The organism is Paenibacillus sp. FSL F4-0100, assembly GCF_037993005.1.
Lineage (GTDB): Bacteria > Bacillota > Bacilli > Paenibacillales > Paenibacillaceae > Paenibacillus_AQ.
The window spans coordinates 4,908,419-4,927,492 of the sequence record NZ_CP150303.1 but is presented as its reverse complement, the minus strand read 5'-3'; the positions used below and the strand labels follow the sequence as shown (position 1 = coordinate 4,927,492).

The following is a 19,074-nucleotide window of genomic DNA, read 5'->3' as shown; positions in this document are numbered from 1 at the left end:
CCCTATTCATCCATAATTACAATATAATTCAATATCGCCGTCTTTAAGCGCTTACGAAGATTGAAATATTGTAATGAATTTACATCGAATTGACATCCATTTTACCAAATGGGTTCGTATAATAAAGATATGGATGATAAAATACATATACGTTTCAAATATCCAGGAATTGGGTTAATGATGTTTAATGTACGCTAAGTCGGGTTCACGAGCTGAATCTATTTAATAGAAGGATGAAGAGGGAGCGATGAGAAGATGAAGAAGTCGGCTTGGAAATTGGGAGCAATGATGCTGCTTGTACTGATCATGATGACAACCGTTGGCGTAGCCTCAGGCAACAATTATGAGCCGGTTCCGAAAGCTTCGAATCAGGAAGCTGTCTACATCAACGGGCTTGAGATTAGAGACGGCAAGGTCTATCTACAAGTAGATCCGATTGAATGGTATGAGGGAGAGGAAGCGAATCAGGTATTCCGCGAACGGGAACAGGACCCTGAGATGACGGAAGCTCTGGACGGCTATTATATCGTAAATGATACGGAAGAACAGATTGAACTTCCTGTGGCAGAAGATGCAGAAGTGCTGCTTCAGTTGTACGATCATACCGGACGGTATGAGGATGCTCAGATTTCCTGGAACCAGTTGGTAAGTCTGGACAAATTCACGGACATCTACAAAAAGGATGATATCGTAGATATGAAATGGTTTCCATTTCATATCACCGTCGAAGATGGCGTCGTTGTGAAGATGATCCAACAATACGTGCCTTAAATGGATGATAAATAGAATAAACGGATGAAAATAAAGAGCCGCTCCATTGGTTATTCCTAACCGCTGGAGCGGCTCTTGTGCTGTCCAATGACAACAGGGTCAAGTGCAAGCGGGCACTTTACCGACTGTGTTTCATCGGCTTGAGTTTACCATTTACGACATCGCTGACGAACGGAGCAATTTTGGATTTGCGCTCCTCGTATTCTTCCTTCGTCAGTTTGCCTTCGGTCAACTTCTGATCCAAGCGCTTGGTAAGTGCTTGGACTTGTTGATCAATGACGGACTGGACGGGCACGCCTTGCTCCTTCGCGATCTGAGCCAAGGATTTTCCGGATTGGAGCGACTGCTTGAGTGCTTCCGGCGTCGTCTTCAGAAGCTTGGCCAGCTCGGCGCTATCCGAGATTAATCGGCCATGACGATGATGCATCCGCTGCTTATGCCATCCGCCTTTGGCGTCAAGCAACTTGTCTGCGGCAGCGGAGTAATCGATGGATTTACCCAGCTGCTTCGGATGCGAAGCGATTTTATCCTTCAACAGCTCAACGATCTTGGATTTCATGGCATCTCTAGATATACCTTGTTCCTTGGCTATTTCCGCGAGTGTCGAGGTTTTGAGTTTATCCTGAAGAACTTGCGGTTCCAGCTTCAGAAATTGGGAGATTGCCTTGAACATATGACCGGGTTTATGTTGCCCGCGTTCGTCTTTGGTCGAAGGAACAGCCGGTGATTCTGTTTGCTGTCCAATCGGTTCCGCTGAGACCGAGACGGGAAGATAAGCGAGGCCCATGACTACAGCGATGGCGACAAGCACCAGCCGCTTCACTGACTTCAAGTGGGTTGTCATTGTTGTTTACCGCCTTTCTTGATGTTGGTCTTACAGTCCATCATTCTTTCCCGCTAAACTGAAATCATCCTTAAAGTAACCTTAAAATAGGATGAAAATACATAAATTTCTTGTCAAATGGAAAATTGGCCATTCTATGAAACTATCGACTCTTCTATGCTAATATGGTATCATGGAGTCTTGATAACGTATTAAAGTGAAAAAGCAGTTTGCATATGAAACGGATTCCTATACATCCTGAATATGGCTGCGTTTATGTCTACGAGGGGGATTTTTTGGTGAAAAAGATAGCATCCGTATTAGCAGGCTTCATGCTTTTATTAACCGTAGTCGGCTGTTCAAGCTCAGCAAGCGATGGCAATGAGCTGGTTGTCGGGATTGATGACAAGTTCGCGCCCATGGGTTTTCGTGACGAGAGCAATGAAATTGTCGGCTTTGATATCGATTATGCTCGTGCAGCCGCCGAGAAGATGGGCAAGGAAATCAAGTTTCAACCCATTGACTGGAAATCGAAGGAGTCCGAGCTTAGCAGCGGCCGTATTGATTTGATATGGAACGGCTATACCATTACTGATGAGCGCAAGGAGAAGGTGTTGTTCACTAAGCCTTATCTGGAGAATAGCCAGGTCGTCGCCGTGCTGGCTGATTCGGATATAACTTCGATCAGCGATTTGGCAGGCAAACAGGTCGGTTTGCAGTCGCTATCCTCAGCTGCTGATGCGTTAAGTGCCAACGAGATTCACACGCAGGTGAAGAAGATCAACGAATTTCCTGACAATATGCTGGCTCTGAGCGATCTGAAGAATGGACGCGTAGAGGCTGTGATCATAGACGAAGTCGTGATGAAATACTTCATGTCCAAGGAAGAGGGAACGTACAAGATTCTCGAGGAATCCCTGGCACCGGAGCAGTACGGCATTGGAGTTAAGAAAGGCAACGAGGAGCTGCTTCAAAGTCTGCAAAAAGCACTGGACGATATGAATGCCGATGGTACGGCAGCCAAGATTTCCGAGAAATGGTTTGGCGAAAACAAAGTGTTGAAGTAGGATGTTCCAAAAGGATGGTTATTCATCCTTCCATAGGTATTCCAAGAAACCGGACTTTGACCAAAGGCTCCGGTTTTGTGTTCCCTGCTATGGGTCTACGATATCTTTGAAGAACTTCAAGCATCTCAAGAAGTTTTTCCATTAGGAGTTAAGAGTATATGAGTATGGATTACATCGTTCAAATCGGCAAACCGATGCTGGAGGGCGCACAGACAACGATCCTGTTGTTTTTAATTGCCATCCTGGTCTCCATCCCGCTCGGTTTTGTGTTCACGTTAATGGTTCGAAGCGCAATCAAGCCGCTGGCTTGGTTGGCCAATGCCTATATTTATGTTTTTCGGGGTACGCCGCTGCTGCTGCAGCTGCTGTTCTTTTGCTTCGGGCTGCCGGTGCTGCCCGTGATCGGCGAGTATCTCGTTTTAGACCGTTTTGTAGCCGCAAGCTTGGCTTTTGTGCTAAACTATGCTGCTTATTTTGCGGAAATCTTCCGGGGAGGCCTTTTGGCGATTGATAAGGGTCAATATGAAGCGTCCAAGGTGCTGGGCCTAAACCGCTGGCAAACGACCACGAAAGTGATTCTGCCCCAAATGTTTCGCGTAGCCCTGCCGGCGGTATCCAACGAATCCATTACGCTGGTGAAAGATACGGCGCTGCTGTATGCCGTGGCGGTTCCGGAGCTGCTGCACTTCGCCTATACGGCGGTCAATCGCGATGTCACGATTATGCCGTTTTTCATCGCGGGTGTTATTTATCTACTGATGACGCTAGTGTTAACCATGTTATTTAAGTTTCTGGAACGCCGATTTAAATATGAATAGAAGGACTGTCGTGTAATGGCAATTATCGAAGTAACCCATGTAAAAAAATCCTTCGGCCAGCTGGACGTGCTGAAGGACGTCAGCTTTGAGATACAGAAGAATGAAGTGATTGCCGTCATCGGACCTTCCGGCTCGGGTAAAAGCACCATGCTCCGGAGCCTGGTGCATCTGGAGGAGATCAATGGCGGATCGATCAAGCTGCAGGATCAATATCTCGTAAAGGATGGCGTGTATGTCAGCCCGTCGCAGATCAAAGCGATCACAGCCCGGATGGGTATGGTATTCCAGCATTTCAACCTGTTTCCTCATCTCACGGTACAGGAGAATCTGGGGCTGGCACCTAAACATGTGAAGAAACAATCGAAGGAAGAAGTTAGGTTAAACAGCGCAGCGCTTCTGCAGAAGGTCGGTTTATCTGATAAAGCGGATGTATATCCTGGAAATTTGTCGGGCGGGCAGAAGCAGCGCGTGGCCATTGCGAGAGCGCTGATGATGAATCCGGACATCATGCTGTTTGATGAACCGACATCGGCGCTGGATCCCGAGCTGACAGGCGAGGTGCTGGCGGTCATCAAGCAGCTGGCCGAGGAGCATATGACGATGGTGATCGTGACGCATGAGATGAGTTTTGCCAAAGAAGTGGCAGACCGAATTATCTTCATGGATAACGGACAGGTCGTCGAATCCGGCACGCCGGATCAAATATTTAACCAACCGAAGGCAGAGCGGACCCGGGAATTTTTAATTCGGGCGACGCGTTGAACAGTGACTGGCTCAGAGCCCGATCGCAAGATCGGATTTGGGCCGGTCTTTTTTTGGCGAAAAATAGGGCTATTTTGTGAAAGCGTTTAAATTACGGGTTGACGGAATCCAGTCTGGCCGATATCATTGTTTTAAAGAATGTTAAATCATTTCATATAAACATCTACAAAACAAGAGCGAGGAGCGGAAAAAGTCATGAGTCATGTTATTACCATTCATTCGGATGTATCCAAAGGTAAAATCAACCGCAATATTTATGGTCATTTCTCCGAGCATCTGGGCCGCTGCATTTATGAGGGCATATGGGTGGGTGAGGATTCACCGATTCCGAATACGGAGGGGATCCGCAATGATGTGCTGGAGGCGCTGAAACAGCTTAACATACCGGTGCTTCGCTGGCCCGGCGGTTGTTTTGCTGACGAGTACCACTGGAAGGACGGCGTCGGTCCGCGCGAGAATCGGAAGCAAATGGTCAATACGCACTGGGGCGGCGTTGTAGAGAACAACCATTTTGGCACGCACGAATTCCTGCGTCTTTGTGAGCTCTTGGGTTGCGAACCTTACATATCCGGCAATGTCGGCAGCGGTACCGTGCAGGAGATGTCGGAATGGGTTGAATATATGACCTTCGATGGCGTGTCGCCGATGGCTGCGTGGCGTCAGGAGAATGGCCGCGAGAAGCCTTGGAACGTGAAATATTTTGGCGTTGGGAATGAGAACTGGGGCTGCGGAGGCAATATGCGGCCAGAATATTATGCGGACCTGTACAGACGCTATCAGACTTATGTTCGCAACTATGGCGATAACAAGATCTACAAGATTGCCTGTGGCCCGAACGTCGATGATTACCGCTGGATGGAAACCGTGATGAGAGAAGCTCATCCGTTTATGGATGCCATCAGTCTTCACTATTACACGATTCCGGGCGAATTCTGGACCGGTAAAGGACCTGCTACCGGTTTCAGCGAACAGGAATGGTTCACCACGATGAAGAAGGCGCTTCATATGGATGAATTGATTACCAGACACTCGGCGATCATGGACCAGTATGATCCTAACAAGCGGATCGGCCTCATTGTAGACGAGTGGGGGACCTGGTTTGATGTAGAGCCTGGCACCAACCCGGGCTTCCTGTATCAGCAGAATACGATCCGTGATGCCTTGGTGGCGGGGTTAACGCTGAATATCTTCCACGAGCATAATGATCGGGTGGTCATGGCGAACATTGCTCAGGTTGTCAATGTCCTTCAGTCTGTCGTTTTGACCGAAGGCGAGAAGATGATCCTGACTCCGACCTATCATGTGTTTGATATGTATAAAGTGCATCAGGATGCAGAACGTTTGGCAACCAATTACAGCGGCGTCGATTACGAGATGGACGGCGAGAAGATTCCGCAAGTATCCGTAACGGCCTCGAAGGATCAAGCTGGCAAAATCCATGTGAGCCTGTGTAATGTGAGCCACACGGAGCAAAGTGACGTGACGATTCAGCTTCGGGGATTAAATGGAGCGGTGTCTAAGATCGTAGGCCAGCAGCTTGCCTCCGATTCGCTGGACGCTCATAACACCTTTGAATCGCCGGAGACCCTGAGGCCAACAACATTCCATGGATTTGAACAGGAACGCGACGTTCTGCGTGCGAAGCTTGCACCGATGTCCGTTACCGTTCTCGAGATCACGGCAGGATAAACGAAGGTGATGGCGGATAATCGGTGTAAAGGTTGTCATGACGATTACCAGGTTAACGATGAACAAATTACACGCGTCCTATCATCTCCCATGTTTGCGTCTGACCGGTGCGTGTCGGATAGTGAGTATGACGCCCGACTGCGTGCGTGCTTCTCTTGTCCAAAGCTGCAAGGGGACACGACGTGCACGCTGTGCGGCTGCATCGTTCAGATCACTGCAAAGCTGAAAGACAAGCGATGCCCTTATCCGGGGCAAGACCGTTGGCCCGTTGCCAGTAGCGCTTCATAGCAAATTATAGTCAGGCCTGCTCTCATGGATGGATCGTGGGAGCAGGCTTTTTTAGTATGGGGTAACTTCCATTATCTTTACAGAAACTTTCAACCTATGTTATGACTATTAGAAAAAAGATCATCAGGATAGGGTGTGAACATGAAAAGAGGAGGCTTTTTATACTACTGGACCGCGCACTCGAGCATTTCGCTGGCAGGCGTTGTCTACATTATGGTACTGACTACCTTTATGTATCAAGAATCCGGATCGGCCTTTATTGCCGCGTTGTTCCCGCTGTTTAACGCAGTCGCACGGTTTGTCGCCGGTCTTACGGCTCCGCTTGTCATGGAGAAATTCGGCTTCTCCAAGCTTCTGGTAAGGCTTCAAGTCATGAAAGCTCTGTTGTTAACCGCATTGGTCATTGCATTTCCATACATATCATCTCAGGTTTCCATACTATGTATGTTTATCTTGTTCATTGCTTTTACCGAAGGATGGGGAAACCCGCTCATCCAGTCCATGGTTCCGAGACTAGTTGCACCTGACCGATTGGTTAAGGCCAACAGCTCACTATCCGTGACCAGCCAGTCCTTGCAGATTGCAGGATATACCTTTACGGGCTTTCTAGTTGTACGGTTTGGACATATGCCGACTTTAATCATGAGCTGTGTACTCATCTGGGTATCCGTCTTTTCCCTTTGGATCGCAGCACGCTCCATGAAGGCAAAGGAACCGGCTGCAGCTGGACGAGCGAAACCAAGCTGGGAAGTGATTCGTGAAGGCTGGTTCTACCTGTGGAGAAATCCTACATTAAGAATCGTCACGATGATGGATATGATTGAAGGGATTGCCGGAACCATCTGGGTAGGAGCGATCACGCTGGTGTATGTCAAGGAAGTGCTGCATCAAGGCGAAGCTTGGTGGGGATTCATTAACGCCAGTTATTATGTAGGCGCCATTGTGGGTGGGTTACTGATGCTGCTGCTGTCTTCTTTTATCCAGAAGAATCTGATTCCATGCATGGCCGTAGGTTCCGCGGTGTTCAGTTTGCTTACCCTGTGGTATGGCCTGAACAGTATCCCGATCGTGGCTTTGATCCTGTGTATAGCAATGGGACCGGCCTACCAGCTGCGGGATGTGGCTCAGCAAACCGCGCTCCAATCCAGTGTAAATCAAGAGATGCTGCCGAAAATTTACGCTTCGCGTGATATCTTGCTATCCACGGTAACGAGTTTATCGATTGCCGTAATTGGTCTAATAGCGGATACACTCGGCATTCGCATGGTGTACATTGCGGGTTCAATCTGTATTGCGATATCCGCAGGATTGTCGTTTACGCTCCTGAGATTGCAAAGGAATTCGGCTTTAGAGGCAGAAACGGGCGGCAGCAACTTTTCATAACATGTTATAAAAAGAGCCGTACCTGGATCATCATGGGAGACTGATCGTCAGGTACGGCTTTTTTTAAGATATAGAAACTTCGAAGGATCTGCTGCCTGATATCGCAAGAAAAACTACCGCTAAACGCGGTCTGTCCTCTTTGAGAGTACGTCGATAGACGTTTTTCTTAAATGAGGTCGTCGTGCCTCGGATTAACGGCGAGCCTTTGCGTTTACTTTAGGCTTTGTTCTTCTTGCTAAACAATGAATCAACTGACAGCAGGCTGCTGCCGCTAAGGGCAAGGTGGACAGCCATTGCGAGCAGCGCTATATCCAATTCATAGCCATTTAGGAAGCCCATGCCCAGCTTGGCCTGAAAAATAGCAACGACAAGCACGACGCCAAGAACAAGGGAGGCAATTCTCGTTCCCAAACCGATAATCAGTGCAATACCGCCCACAATTTCGATAATGGCCACAACGGACGCCATGAATGCGGGGATACCCAAACTTGCGAAAAAGCCCTCGATATTTCCGATGCCGCTCTGGAATTTATCCAAACCGTGAGCCAAAAAGATGACCCCCAGGATAACCCGAATAATAAATGTACCCGTAGAAGAATAACTACGCATGAATGGTAACAGCTCCTTGTTTTTGTTTTTAATTGTTATCAACTAACTTTTGTATAGCTGAAACTATAGATTGTATCATACTCAATAATGCTGTTAATTGTCAAGTAACTTACTAAAATTAATCAAATTCCACTATTTAGTGTCTGGGACGGTATTCGGTTGGCGACTGCCCAGTCCAGCGGCGGAATTGTCTTGAAAAATGGCTTGCTGAGCGAAAACCGAGTTTGTCTGCGATCGCCGTCATTGGCAGATGGGTCGTGACTAGCAGTTCCTTGGCTAGGGTGAGCTTTTGACGGCTGATATATTGTCTTGGCGATATTCCGTAAACCTGGCGAAACAGCTTGCTGCATTGGCTGCGGCTTAAATTAAGCTCTTTGGAGACCGCTGCGACAGAGATCTCCTCTGTGAGTCCTGATGATAATTTCTCTTCAATGGCATGCGCCGCATCGGCAGCATGCAAGGAAGACGGTTTATGCGAGCCTGCTGCAGCCTGTGTCGACGAAGGCAGCTTGACTTCATCCTGCACCTTCAGAAGTGAAAGTACATCGTGGATGATGAGCAATGTATAGGACTGGAGCAGCAGCCTGTCTTCAAAGGTGAGATTGTATTCAGCTCTAGGGTTCTCCGGGTGAAGCGAATGGGCTGCCGGCTGACTGCGCCGAACGATTCCCTCCAGCTCTTGAACGTATGCATTCAGATTGCTGTGCTCGCTTTCCTGCTGGCGAATGTGACGGTAAGGGGCGGCGGACAATAAACTCCGAATTTCCTGATCATCGAGATCAAAATGAACGTTGAAGTATCCATACGGCCCGCTCGCCAGATTGGAGGTTTGATGGGGCACTCCGGATTTGATCAGAAGCCATTCCCCTTGCCGCAGCGTAAAGGACTCCCGATGAATTTCCTGCAGGACCTCGCCTTCCAGACAGTACAGCAGCTCGAAAAGATGATGATGATGCCTCGGATAACTCCATCCGGGTGGATGGGAATCAAAAAGGCATCCTGTTACTTGAAGGGTGTGAATCATATTAGGAAAGCGAAAAGCGATATCCATATGGGTCGGCTCCTTTGGCATCGAAAATTCCAGTGATTATGCCTTATATATTATCATAATAGGAGCTTGCGATTCTGAATATTCGGCACAAAAGGTATAAAGAATGATCCATTTGGAGATTGAGCAGCACGAGCTTTTGATAGATGATGATAATAGAAAGCGAAATGATACGAGCAGGGAGGAAACAGGATATGAAAGCTCAATTGAAAGCGGTTAATCAACAGTTCGTGCTCGGGGATGAGCCGATCCAGATTCTGTCGGGTGCCGTACATTATTTTCGGATCGTACCGGAATATTGGGAAGACAGGCTGATGAAGCTGAAAAGCTGTGGATTGAACACCGTGGAAAGCTATATTCCGTGGAATTTGCATGAACCCAAGGAAGGACATTTTACGTTTGATGGTATCGCCGACTTGGAGAGATTCGTCCAAATTGCCGGTGATCTCGGGCTGCATGTGATCCTTCGGCCAAGCCCTTACATATGCGCAGAATGGGAATTTGGCGGGCTTCCGTCCTGGCTGCTGCAGTATCCGGATATCCACCTGCGGTGCATAGACCCGGTGTATCTGGAGAAGGTTGACCGTTATTATGATGAACTGATTCCGCGTCTGGTTCCGTTATTAACCTCCAATGGAGGTCCGGTAATTGCCATGCAAATCGAGAACGAGTACGGGAGCTACGGAAATGATACGGCTTATCTGGAGTATCTGAAGGATGGCTTGATCAAGCGGGGCGTAGACGTATTGCTGTTCACTTCGGATGGTCCCACCGACGGCATGCTGCAAGGCGGAACCGTTCCGGGCGTGCTTGCCACCGTCAATTTCGGTTCAAGAACCGAGGAGGCTTTTGCTAAACTGCGGGAATATCGTGCGGAAGACCCTCTGATGTGCATGGAATACTGGAATGGATGGTTTGATCATTGGCTGAAACCGCATCATACCCGGGATGCGGAAGATGCCGCCGCCGTGTTCAAGGAGATGCTGGATTCGAATGCATCCGTGAACTTCTACATGTTTCATGGCGGGACGAATTTCGGATTTTATAACGGGGCGAATTTTCACGAGAAGTATGAGCCCACGATCACCAGCTACGATTATGATGCCCCTCTCTCGGAGTGCGGGGATGTGACAGCTAAGTACGAGGCCATTCGCAGCGCGATTGCGAAGCATCAGGGGAAAGAGCTCTCTGATTTCCCAAGCCTGCCTCAGTCCGTCAAGAAAAATAGCTATGGTTCGGTTCGCATGACGCATTATGCCGACTTGCTGGAGCATCTGTCAGTTCTATCCGATCCGGTGAAATGTACGACACCTGTTCCGATGGAACTGCTGGGTCAAAGTTATGGCTTCATCGTTTACGCAACGGATATCTCCGGACCTCGTCAAGGAGAATCGCTGTATCTGCAAGAGGTGCATGACCGGGCACAGGTATTCCTGGACGGTAAGTATCAGGGAACGGTTGAACGCTGGAATCCCCAAGCCCTGCAGATCGATGTTCCGGCAGCCGGGGCTCGGCTTGAGATCGTTGTCGAGAATATGGGGCGTATCAATTACGGCCCGAAGCTGAAGGACTATAAAGGGATCACTGAGGGAGTCCGGATGAACAACCAGTTCCTGTATGACTGGAGCATCTATTCTTTGCCGCTTGAGAATCCGAATGCGGCACCGTTTCAACCGCTTACGGGTCCGCTTGAACAGCGGGATCGCCCTACCTTCTATCGGGGTGAATTCTCGGTGGATGACATTGGCGATACGTTTATCCGTTTGGACGGATGGGGAAAAGGGGTCGTCTGGGTTAATGGATTTAACCTGGGGCGTTACTGGGAACATGGACCGCAAGCAGCACTTTATCTGCCTGGACCGCTGCTGAAGCAGGGGCGCAATGAAATCTTGGTGTTTGAGCTGCATCATACTGAAACAGCAAGCATCGAGCTTGTCGATCAACCCGACTTGGGCTAATTAGGGTGTGGGTAGACAAACAGATAATAACGAATAAAAGGGAGCCCTCTTGTACTCATGAGAGGGCTCCCTTTAATGTTCATAGGATTAAACCAATTGCTTACGAACTTTTAAATAACGGTACAGAATGATGCCGAAGAGTGAGCATAGGATGGCACACAATCCGATAAAGCCATAGCCTGCCTGCAGCCCGCGCAGTAATCCGAGCTCTGTCCCGCTGCCGTACATTTGCTTGAATCCGTTCGTGATCGCTCCGATCGCGTAATTGCCGATAACGCTGCCGATTCCCATCATGGTGACGATGAACGTAATCGCGGTGTCGCTCTCGTTCGGATATCTTTTGGCAATTAGAGCCATGACCGTCGGATAAATCGGAGCAATTCCAATGCCGGCAGCCGCGAACAGGAAGGCATAGGATTCCCCGCCAAAGATTGCGACAAATGTACATACTCCGGTCAGCGCGGACAGGATGATTATGGAAAGCGTGAAGCCGATCCGATCCGTTATCGGGCCAAGCAGCAGGCGTGCTGCCGAGAAGCAGAGGAAGAAGGCGGACAGCATCCCGGCTGCAGCCGTAGGTTCCCATTTGTACGATTTTTCAAGAAAGTTTACGAGCCAACCGCCAACTGCCATCTCCGATACAACACCGAAGGAAAGAATCATGACGACCAGCCACAGCGCAGGATCTTTAACTAATAACTTGAGCGGAGTTCGTTCCGTTTCGGACAGATCGTCACCGGGAAACTTACTCATGAGTGCCGGGATCATCGGCAGTACGGATAACATCAGCATGGCCAGATACATACCCCGCCAGTCCAGTGTGTAATTAAACACGCTTACGGTCATGAGGCCGGATGCAATCATTGGTGCCACGGTTGAGCTGATTCCGTAGAAGAAATGGGACAGGTTCATCATCGTACCTGTGTTTCGCACAAAGATCCGGGCCGCCAATATGGCGAGGCCGATCTCCAGCATACCGTTTCCAATGTACATGAAGAAGTAGGACGCGGTAAACATTGGGTAGCTGTGCGACAGGAAGATGAACACACCCGAGAGAGCCATCGAACCGAAGGCAGCCATGCTGACCCACTTGATCCCGATCTTCCGGGTTAACAGCGCGGTGAAAGAGCAGGCAATCAAGTACCCGAGCGCGTTCAGCGATAGCAAGGTACCGATCTGCATTTCATCCAGGTTGAAGTCGAATTGAATTCTTGGAATGGCGGGTCCCTTAATATTTTCCGATATTCCGAAAATGATAAAGCCGAGAAAGATGGTTGCCAAATGAAGGGTGTAGTCTTTGCTGAATTTAGGTTTTGCTTTCGTTTGAAGGTCTGTATTCACGGTTATTCCCCAATCGTCATCGTTGAATTTTACATTGCACTTGTATCGGATATCATCGTACCCAGAGCAAGCCGCTGCAGGCCGGCTAGATAGTCATGTTCCCACTCGCGAAGCAGCATTTCGGGCAGATGCCGCTCCGGTACGTAGGCGGAAGCCCGGTCTTTAACGGAGAGCAGGGTGGAGGGCAGAAGGTTATGCTCACACCACAGAATGGCATCGGGATTGAGAATCGCGGTGAAGGCGGCGCTTAATCGGCTTAACGCATCGATTTGCTCCTCATCCGGCTCGATGAGGCTGCTCATGACGGAACTTTTACGGTCCAATACATCATGGAAATTGTTGTCCTTGCTCATCGGTACATAGCCGATCTCACCCGTGAAGAACGACCTTCCCCGAACGACGTTTCCGTTGATCAGCAGTCCCGCCCCCGGTCCATTATGTCCGAGATACACGTATACCAGGGAAGCCTCCTCCGAGCGGCTCAGATTCTGATAGCCAAGCACGGCAGCATTCATGTCATTTTCCACGATGACAGGAATGGAGAACAGGTTCTCCAGGTAAGATTTGAGGTCGTAATCCTGGAATGTCCCGTACAGCGGTACGTGAAAAATGACGCCATCTCGCACCGCAGCCGGCATGCCGACCGCAATCGAGCGGATCTTCGGATAACGATGGATCCAGCTTCCTAGCTGGGAAGCTAGCGCTTCCGGTCCAAGCTGGAGTATGCCGTCTTCAGCTTTCCGTTCGATCAGATCGCCGTTCCAATTAAAAATGGTATATACGCTCTGCTCCTTCTCATAATAAACGGCGAGACCCAGCATATAGTCCGGGTTAAAAGCGTAGCGGTTTGCACGCCTGCCGCCACGGGACTCATCCAGTCCGAGCAGGGTGACCTCGCCTTCCTGCGCCATCTGTTCCAGAACTTTGCTCACCGTAGGAAAGCTGATGCCGAGCCGATCACTTAGCTCCGCTTTGGTTCCACTGCCGAGCTCCAGCAGGGAAGAGCGGAGCGCGCGCCGCACGGCGTATTTCATGGATTGCGGTGTGGGTAAAGCTTCTTTGCGCGTTGTCATCACCACTTTCTCACCTTTTTAAACGAGTTTAATAAGTGTCTGGAGATGATTATTGCATATCTCAAATGATGGTGCAAGAACAATTTTGCTGCATGAAATCGGAGGATATCTGGAGGACAGAAAAAGAACGTTCGCAACAAAGGATAATCGATGCGGACGCTCTAATACTAGAAGCAGTATGAGACATCGCAGAAGCATGATGGTACCGCCGAGGATTGATCGGCATCAGGATCATGGAGAACCGCAGCAGCGTTTCTTGCGCCCTATTATACATGAAATTAGATTAAGGCGGTTGACAACAGAAAGGCTCCATGAGAAAATGTACGCGCGTACATAAATTGCAGGAGGCTTGATGAATATCGCTAGTCGTAAAGAAGTTGCACAGCTTGCCGGCGTTTCGGAAGCAACGGTATCCCGTGTACTGAATGGGGTCGGACCAATCAAGGAGGAGACCAAGCAGCGGGTGCTGGAAGCGGCGGATCAGCTCGGGTATACCCCGAGTGCGCTTGCCCGAAGTTTTGCCCGTCGAAGAAGCGGTAACCTGGGCGTCGTCATGCCCTATCTGCCGAAGGCTCGTATATTCTCCGCTTACTATTTTTCCGAAATATTGAGCGGTATTGGCAGTAAGGCGTTGGAGAGTCAATATGACTTGTTGATGCTGTTCCGCGAGCCCGGCGGTTCGATGGACTACTTGAACCTGTTCCGAACCCAGAAAGTTGATGCCTGCATTATTCTGGGCGCCCGGGATGAGGAAGGCGAACGTGCGGCCATCAAACAGCTGAGTGAAGCGAATCAACCCTATTGCCTGATTAATCAATACTTTGACGGTGAGGCGTTTCACGTTATGGATGCCGATCATGTGGATGGAAGCTATCAAGCGGTTCATCACTTGACGCAGCAGGGATTCCGGAAGATTGCTTTTCTGAATGGGCCGCCTCAGTATTCCAACAGTCGCGACCGGTTGAAGGGGTACGCCCGGGCACTGAATGAAGCGGGAATCGTGCTGGATGAATCCTTGCTGTTCGAAGGCAACTTCAGCCGCAAAAGCGGTTATGCCGCAGCCGAGTTAATCGCCGGGAAGTTGGACCGGATTGAAGCCGTATTTGCCGCCAATGACCGCATGGCGATTGGACTTCAGCAGGGACTGCGGGCATTAGGCATTTCAGAAGAACGAATGCCTGCCTTTGTCGGGTATGACGATTCGGATGCCGCCGAGCTGTGTACTCCGCCGCTTACCAGCGTGAGAGTTCCGTTTTATGAGCTGGGATGCCTTGCAGCGGAGCATGTGCTTCGGATGCTGGAAGCCTCCGATTTGCCAGCAGGTAACTTAACGAACGCAGTTCTCCATCGCCAACTTCCAACTCGCCTGGTAATCCGTGCATCTTCGCTTCATCGAAATCAATGAACCCTTATTCAAGGAGGAATGAAGGATGAAACAATTACGTGTCGGCATGATTGGTTATAAATTTATGGGTAAAGCCCACAGCAATGCGTACCGGAGCCTCCCGATGTTTTTTCCGGAGGCGCTGAAGCCAGAAATGGTAGCAATCTGCGGCCGTAATGTGTCGGCCGTTCAAGCAGCGGCGGTTCAGTTGGGCTGGAGTGAAAGCGTTACCGATTGGAAGGGACTTGTCAATCGGGAAGATATCGATCTGATCGATATCAATGCTCCAAGCGATGCCCATAAGGAGATTGCCATTGCCGCGGCCAAGGCGGGCAAGCATATATTTTGCGAGAAGCCGCTTGCTTTGACCCTGGCGGACGCCAGAGAGATGCTGCAGGCAGCGCAAGAAGCGGGAGTCACCCATATGGTCGGATTTAACTATAGATTTTCACCAGCCGTAAGACTGGCCAAGAAGCTGGTTGAAGGTGGAAGATTGGGTCAGATCTATCATTTTCGCGCCTGGTTTTTGCAGGATTGGATCATGGACCCGCAGTTTCCGCTGGTATGGAGGTTGCAGAAGGAAGTGGCCGGATCCGGATCGCACGGGGATCTTGGTGCTCACCTGATCGATCTCGCCCATTATCTGGTCGGCGATATGCAGGAAGTGATTGGAATGAGCGAAACCTTTATCAAGGAGCGTCCTATTGCCAGCGAGATGACCGGGTTAAGCGCAAAAGGAAGCACAGGCGGTTCCATGGGGAAAGTGACGGTAGATGACGCTACGCTGTTCATGACCCGCTTTGAGAACGGGGCGCTGGGCAGTTTTGAGGCGACCCGCTTTGCTGCGGGTCACCGCAGCACCAACTCCTTCGAGATCAACGGCAGCTTGGGCAGTGTTAAATTCGATTTTGAACGGATGAATGAGCTGGAGGTTTACTTTACATCCGACGCTGAGGATGTTCAGGGCTTCCGCCGCGTACTCGCAACCGATCCCGTTCACGATTATATGGAAGCATGGTGGCCTCCGGGACATACGATCGGTTTCGAGCACACCTTTACGCATGAAATTCTGGAGCTGTCGACCGCTATATCCGAGGGAAGGCAGCCTATGCCCAATTTCGAGGATGGCGTGAAATGCCAGGCAGTGCTGGAAGCCGTGGATAAATCCATTGCAGAGCGCCGCTGGGTGCAGCTGTCGGAAATGTAATCAAGTCATTCGGCCAATCTTGGCCAGACACATAAAAAAAGGAGTGCTATCATCATGAAAAAGGCTTTAATTGTATGGGGCGGCTGGGACGGACATGAACCCGAGCAGGTTGCCGGCATTTTCGCGGAATTGCTTCGGGATGAGCAATATGAGGTAGAAGTATCCGGCACGCTGGATGCTTTTAATGATGCAGAGAAGCTTCAAGCCTTGGATCTGATCGTGCCGGTATGGACGATGGGCGAAATATCGAAGGAGCAGGTAGAGAACGTATCGCTTGCCGTACAGAAGGGAACCGGTTTGGCGGGCTGCCACGGCGGTATGTGTGATTCGTTCCGCAACAATGTGGATTGGCAGTTCATGACAGGAGGAAACTGGGTTGCGCATCCAGGCAACGACGGCGTGAAATACCGGGTTGAGATTAAATCGAGCTCCAGTCCGCTGGTAGCAGGAATGCAGGATTTCACGGTGGCCTCCGAGCAGTATTATCTGCATGTGGATCCGGCTGTTGAAGTGCTGGCAACCACTCGTTTTCCAGTTGCGGCCGGACCGCACCTGCTTAACAAAGCGGTCGACATGCCGGTGGCGTGGACGAAGCGCTGGGGATATGGACGGGTCTATTACAATTCCCTCGGCCATCATGCCGATATCGTCGATATGCCGCAGGTGAAGGAAATGATGCGCAGGGGATTGCTCTGGGCTGCTGAAGGCAAAGCGTTGTATTCGGGTTCGGACATGAGTGTGTTTACGGAAGGTCAAAGCTACACAGGTATGGGAGACAGCCAATAAGGCAGAAGGAGACTTGGATCATGAAGAAAGTAAAGGTTGGCATCATCGGCTGCGGAAAAATCAGCGGCATATATATGGAAAACTGCCATAAGTTCGATATCCTGGAGCTGACGGCTTGTGCGGATATCGATCGTGCGCGTGCCGAGGAACAGGCTGCCAAGTATAATATCCCGAATGTATACACTACCGAGGAACTGCTTGCAGATCCGGAGATTGAGCTGGTCATTAATCTGACGATACCTGCACTTCACGCGCAAATTATGCTGGATGCACTGCAAGCCGGCAAGCATGTGTACGTGGAAAAGCCGCTTGGCGTGACCCGAGAAGAGGGTAAGGCGGTGCTGGATATGGCTGCGTCCAAAGGGCTGCTTGTCGGATGCGCTCCTGAGACATTCCTTGGAGCCGGTATCCAAACGGCACTGAAACTCATTGAAGACGGACGCATCGGCAAGCCGATTGCAGCGACCGCATTTATGATGAGCCGCGGACACGAGCATTGGCATCCTGATCCGGAATTTTATTATGCCGCTGGCGGTGGTCCGATGTTTGACATGGGGCCTTACTACCTGACAGCGCTGGTTCAGCTGCTGGGACCAATCCGCCGTATTAGCGGCATGACCGGAACGGCCCTTACGGAGCGGACGATTACCAGTGAGAAGAAACAGGGTCAGAAGATTCAGGTGGACATTCCTACTCACGTGGCTGGACTTATGGAGTTTCATAACGGTGCGATTGGCACGCTGATTACGAGTTTTGATGTATTTGGAGGGAGCACGCTTCCTAATATTGAAATCTACGGCACCAAGGGTTCGATGCTCGTCCCGGATCCCAACGGTTTTGGCGGCTCGGTTCAATATCGGTTGACCGGAGAAACCGAGTGGACGGAAGAACCATTGCTTCCGGGGTATAACGAGAATACAAGAGGGATCGGCCCAGCGGATATGGCCTATGCTATCCGCAGCCGAAGAGCTCATCGTGCGAGCGGCGAGCTTGCCTATCATGTGCTTGAAGCCATGTGGGGGTTCCATGATGCTTCCGATGAAGGCAAGCGCTATGAGATGGTCAGCACCTGTGACATCCCGGCACCGCTGCCGCTGGATTTGCAGAAGTATACTCTTGATCAATAACAGGATGATCTAAAAAGCGGCTTAACCCGAAAGGTCCAAGGGGACCTCGGAGTAAGCCGCTTTATGCTGCGCACGGATACGTCCATCATATAAACGAAGATGCACGTATAACTTACGGTCATTCTTTGACGACAAGACCGAAAATTTTGGTTAACGGGATAGCTTGATGCGGTGAAATGATGCATCCTTGAAGATCCTCCAGGGTCACGCCAATATTATGGAAATCGGTTCGGCTTAAGTCGATCCCCGCAAGTTTCGTACCGGAGAACTGCGATTGGTCGATCTGACAATCCACAAATTCCACCTTGCTTAATTCGGAATGATAAAAATCCGACTTTACGAGGGAGGTGGATTGGAAGGACACCTGCTTCATGTTAGCAAAACGAAACGTAGCGTAGTCGCCCGTACAATGATCGAATACGACGTTACGGATGGTAGCTGCCGTCAAGTCGAGCCCCAGAATTTTGCAATGATTGAATTGTACGCGGTACATAATGGCCTCACTAAGATCTACGTTGGACAAGTCGCAATGGTTAAATACCAGATCCGTTAGTTCGGCATGGTGGAGCGTGACGTGTTGGAACGTAACGTTATGGAATATCATTTGATCGAATTGAACCTTGTCGGCTGAAATATAAGACAGGGTCTCGTCCTGACAAGTGGATTGAATGAACGAGGCTTCATCGTCAACGCCGGCATCGGATAGAATCATAGGCTCAAGCTGTTTGGGGAGCTTGGGTTTCACAATTTTGACTGAGGGGGATGGACTGGCTGTATTGCTGTTGGTATGGTTTTCGCTTTTGGATGACATGACTTCTCCTCCGAACATAGAAATAAGTATAGAGATGAGAACTTATAAGAATCATTTCCATCGACGTACTTTCTCAGAAGACAGACCGCATATTACACGAGTTCTGAATAAACCTGATTATGTTGTATA

At 49.8% G+C, this 19,074-nt stretch carries 18 protein-coding genes; 12 read left to right on the top strand and 6 right to left on the bottom strand.

Features of this window, described 5'->3' with window-relative positions; translation table 11 throughout:
- Positions 1 to 255: 255 nt before the first annotated feature.
- A complete protein-coding gene (locus tag MHH48_RS22095) occupies positions 256 to 771 on the top strand; it encodes a hypothetical protein (RefSeq protein ID WP_076322042.1) in 516 nt (171 codons plus the stop codon).
- 118 nt (positions 772 to 889) lie between these two features.
- Here MHH48_RS22095 and MHH48_RS22090 read toward each other — a convergent pair whose 3' ends face one another.
- Positions 890 to 1,615: a hypothetical protein gene (locus tag MHH48_RS22090; protein WP_076322041.1), complete on the bottom strand. Its 726-nt coding sequence runs from the start codon at positions 1,613 to 1,615 to the stop codon at positions 890 to 892.
- A gap of 278 nt (positions 1,616 to 1,893) precedes the next feature.
- On the opposite strand from MHH48_RS22090, the gene MHH48_RS22085 reads away from it, so the two are divergent.
- The 6 genes from MHH48_RS22085 to MHH48_RS22060 all read left to right on the top strand — a co-directional run bounded on the left by MHH48_RS22085 (position 1,894) and on the right by MHH48_RS22060 (position 7,601).
- On the top strand, positions 1,894 to 2,661 hold the full coding sequence (locus MHH48_RS22085) for an amino acid ABC transporter substrate-binding protein (protein WP_076322040.1): 768 nt from the start codon (positions 1,894 to 1,896) through the stop codon (positions 2,659 to 2,661).
- Between the two features lie 158 nt (positions 2,662 to 2,819).
- A complete protein-coding gene (locus MHH48_RS22080) occupies positions 2,820 to 3,479 on the top strand; it encodes an amino acid ABC transporter permease (protein ID WP_076322039.1) in 660 nt (219 codons plus the stop codon).
- Between the two features lie 15 nt (positions 3,480 to 3,494).
- Positions 3,495 to 4,241, top strand: a complete 747-nt coding sequence (locus MHH48_RS22075; RefSeq protein WP_076322038.1) for an amino acid ABC transporter ATP-binding protein — start codon at positions 3,495 to 3,497, stop codon at positions 4,239 to 4,241.
- Positions 4,242 to 4,436: 195 nt separating this feature from the next.
- Positions 4,437 to 5,930 carry an alpha-N-arabinofuranosidase gene (locus MHH48_RS22070; RefSeq protein WP_076322037.1) on the top strand — a complete coding sequence of 498 codons (1,494 nt, stop codon included), beginning with the start codon at positions 4,437 to 4,439 and terminating at the stop codon, positions 5,928 to 5,930.
- Between the two features lie 9 nt (positions 5,931 to 5,939).
- Positions 5,940 to 6,218 carry a DUF6171 family protein gene (locus tag MHH48_RS22065; RefSeq protein WP_076322036.1) on the top strand — a complete coding sequence of 93 codons (279 nt, stop codon included), beginning with the start codon at positions 5,940 to 5,942 and terminating at the stop codon, positions 6,216 to 6,218.
- 141 nt (positions 6,219 to 6,359) lie between these two features.
- Positions 6,360 to 7,601: an MFS transporter gene (locus MHH48_RS22060; protein ID WP_076322035.1), complete on the top strand. Its 1,242-nt coding sequence runs from the start codon at positions 6,360 to 6,362 to the stop codon at positions 7,599 to 7,601.
- A gap of 216 nt (positions 7,602 to 7,817) precedes the next feature.
- Here the strand turns inward: MHH48_RS22060 and MHH48_RS22055 are convergent, their stop codons facing one another.
- Together MHH48_RS22055 and MHH48_RS22050 are read right to left on the bottom strand one after the other, a co-directional pair.
- The gene (locus MHH48_RS22055) at positions 7,818 to 8,210 is read right to left on the bottom strand and encodes a DoxX family protein (protein ID WP_076322034.1); all 393 of its coding nucleotides are present in this window, start codon (positions 8,208 to 8,210) and stop codon (positions 7,818 to 7,820) included.
- Positions 8,211 to 8,346: 136 nt separating this feature from the next.
- Positions 8,347 to 9,261 (bottom strand): AraC family transcriptional regulator, encoded by a 915-nt coding sequence (locus MHH48_RS22050; protein WP_076322033.1) that lies wholly within the window; start codon positions 9,259 to 9,261, stop codon positions 8,347 to 8,349.
- Positions 9,262 to 9,452: 191 nt separating this feature from the next.
- Between MHH48_RS22050 and MHH48_RS22045 the strand changes: the two genes are divergently transcribed.
- On the top strand, positions 9,453 to 11,216 hold the full coding sequence (locus MHH48_RS22045) for a beta-galactosidase (protein WP_076322032.1): 1,764 nt from the start codon (positions 9,453 to 9,455) through the stop codon (positions 11,214 to 11,216).
- Positions 11,217 to 11,303: 87 nt separating this feature from the next.
- On the opposite strand, the gene MHH48_RS22040 is transcribed toward MHH48_RS22045, so the two are convergent.
- Both MHH48_RS22040 and MHH48_RS22035 read right to left on the bottom strand, forming a co-directional pair.
- Positions 11,304 to 12,557: an MFS transporter gene (locus MHH48_RS22040; protein ID WP_076322031.1), complete on the bottom strand. Its 1,254-nt coding sequence runs from the start codon at positions 12,555 to 12,557 to the stop codon at positions 11,304 to 11,306.
- Between the two features lie 29 nt (positions 12,558 to 12,586).
- Positions 12,587 to 13,630: an ROK family protein gene (locus tag MHH48_RS22035; RefSeq protein WP_076322030.1), complete on the bottom strand. Its 1,044-nt coding sequence runs from the start codon at positions 13,628 to 13,630 to the stop codon at positions 12,587 to 12,589.
- A 352-nt stretch (positions 13,631 to 13,982) separates the two neighbouring features.
- Here MHH48_RS22035 and MHH48_RS22030 point away from each other — a divergent pair, with 352 nt between their 5' ends.
- From MHH48_RS22030 to MHH48_RS22015, 4 genes are read left to right on the top strand one after another with little or no spacing between them, the layout of a single operon-like run.
- On the top strand, positions 13,983 to 15,035 hold the full coding sequence (locus MHH48_RS22030; protein ID WP_076322029.1) for a LacI family DNA-binding transcriptional regulator: 1,053 nt from the start codon (positions 13,983 to 13,985) through the stop codon (positions 15,033 to 15,035).
- Between the two features lie 25 nt (positions 15,036 to 15,060).
- Positions 15,061 to 16,221, top strand: a complete 1,161-nt coding sequence (locus MHH48_RS22025) for a Gfo/Idh/MocA family oxidoreductase (RefSeq protein ID WP_076322028.1) — start codon at positions 15,061 to 15,063, stop codon at positions 16,219 to 16,221.
- Between the two features lie 54 nt (positions 16,222 to 16,275).
- Entirely contained in the window at positions 16,276 to 17,007 is a 732-nt protein-coding gene (locus MHH48_RS22020) for a ThuA domain-containing protein (RefSeq protein ID WP_076322027.1), read from the top strand.
- A 20-nt stretch (positions 17,008 to 17,027) separates the two neighbouring features.
- Entirely contained in the window at positions 17,028 to 18,134 is a 1,107-nt protein-coding gene (locus MHH48_RS22015; RefSeq protein ID WP_076322026.1) for a Gfo/Idh/MocA family oxidoreductase, read from the top strand.
- A gap of 118 nt (positions 18,135 to 18,252) precedes the next feature.
- On the opposite strand, the gene MHH48_RS22010 is transcribed toward MHH48_RS22015, so the two are convergent.
- A complete protein-coding gene (locus MHH48_RS22010; protein ID WP_076322025.1) occupies positions 18,253 to 18,945 on the bottom strand; it encodes a pentapeptide repeat-containing protein in 693 nt (230 codons plus the stop codon).
- Positions 18,946 to 19,074: the final 129 nt, after the last annotated feature.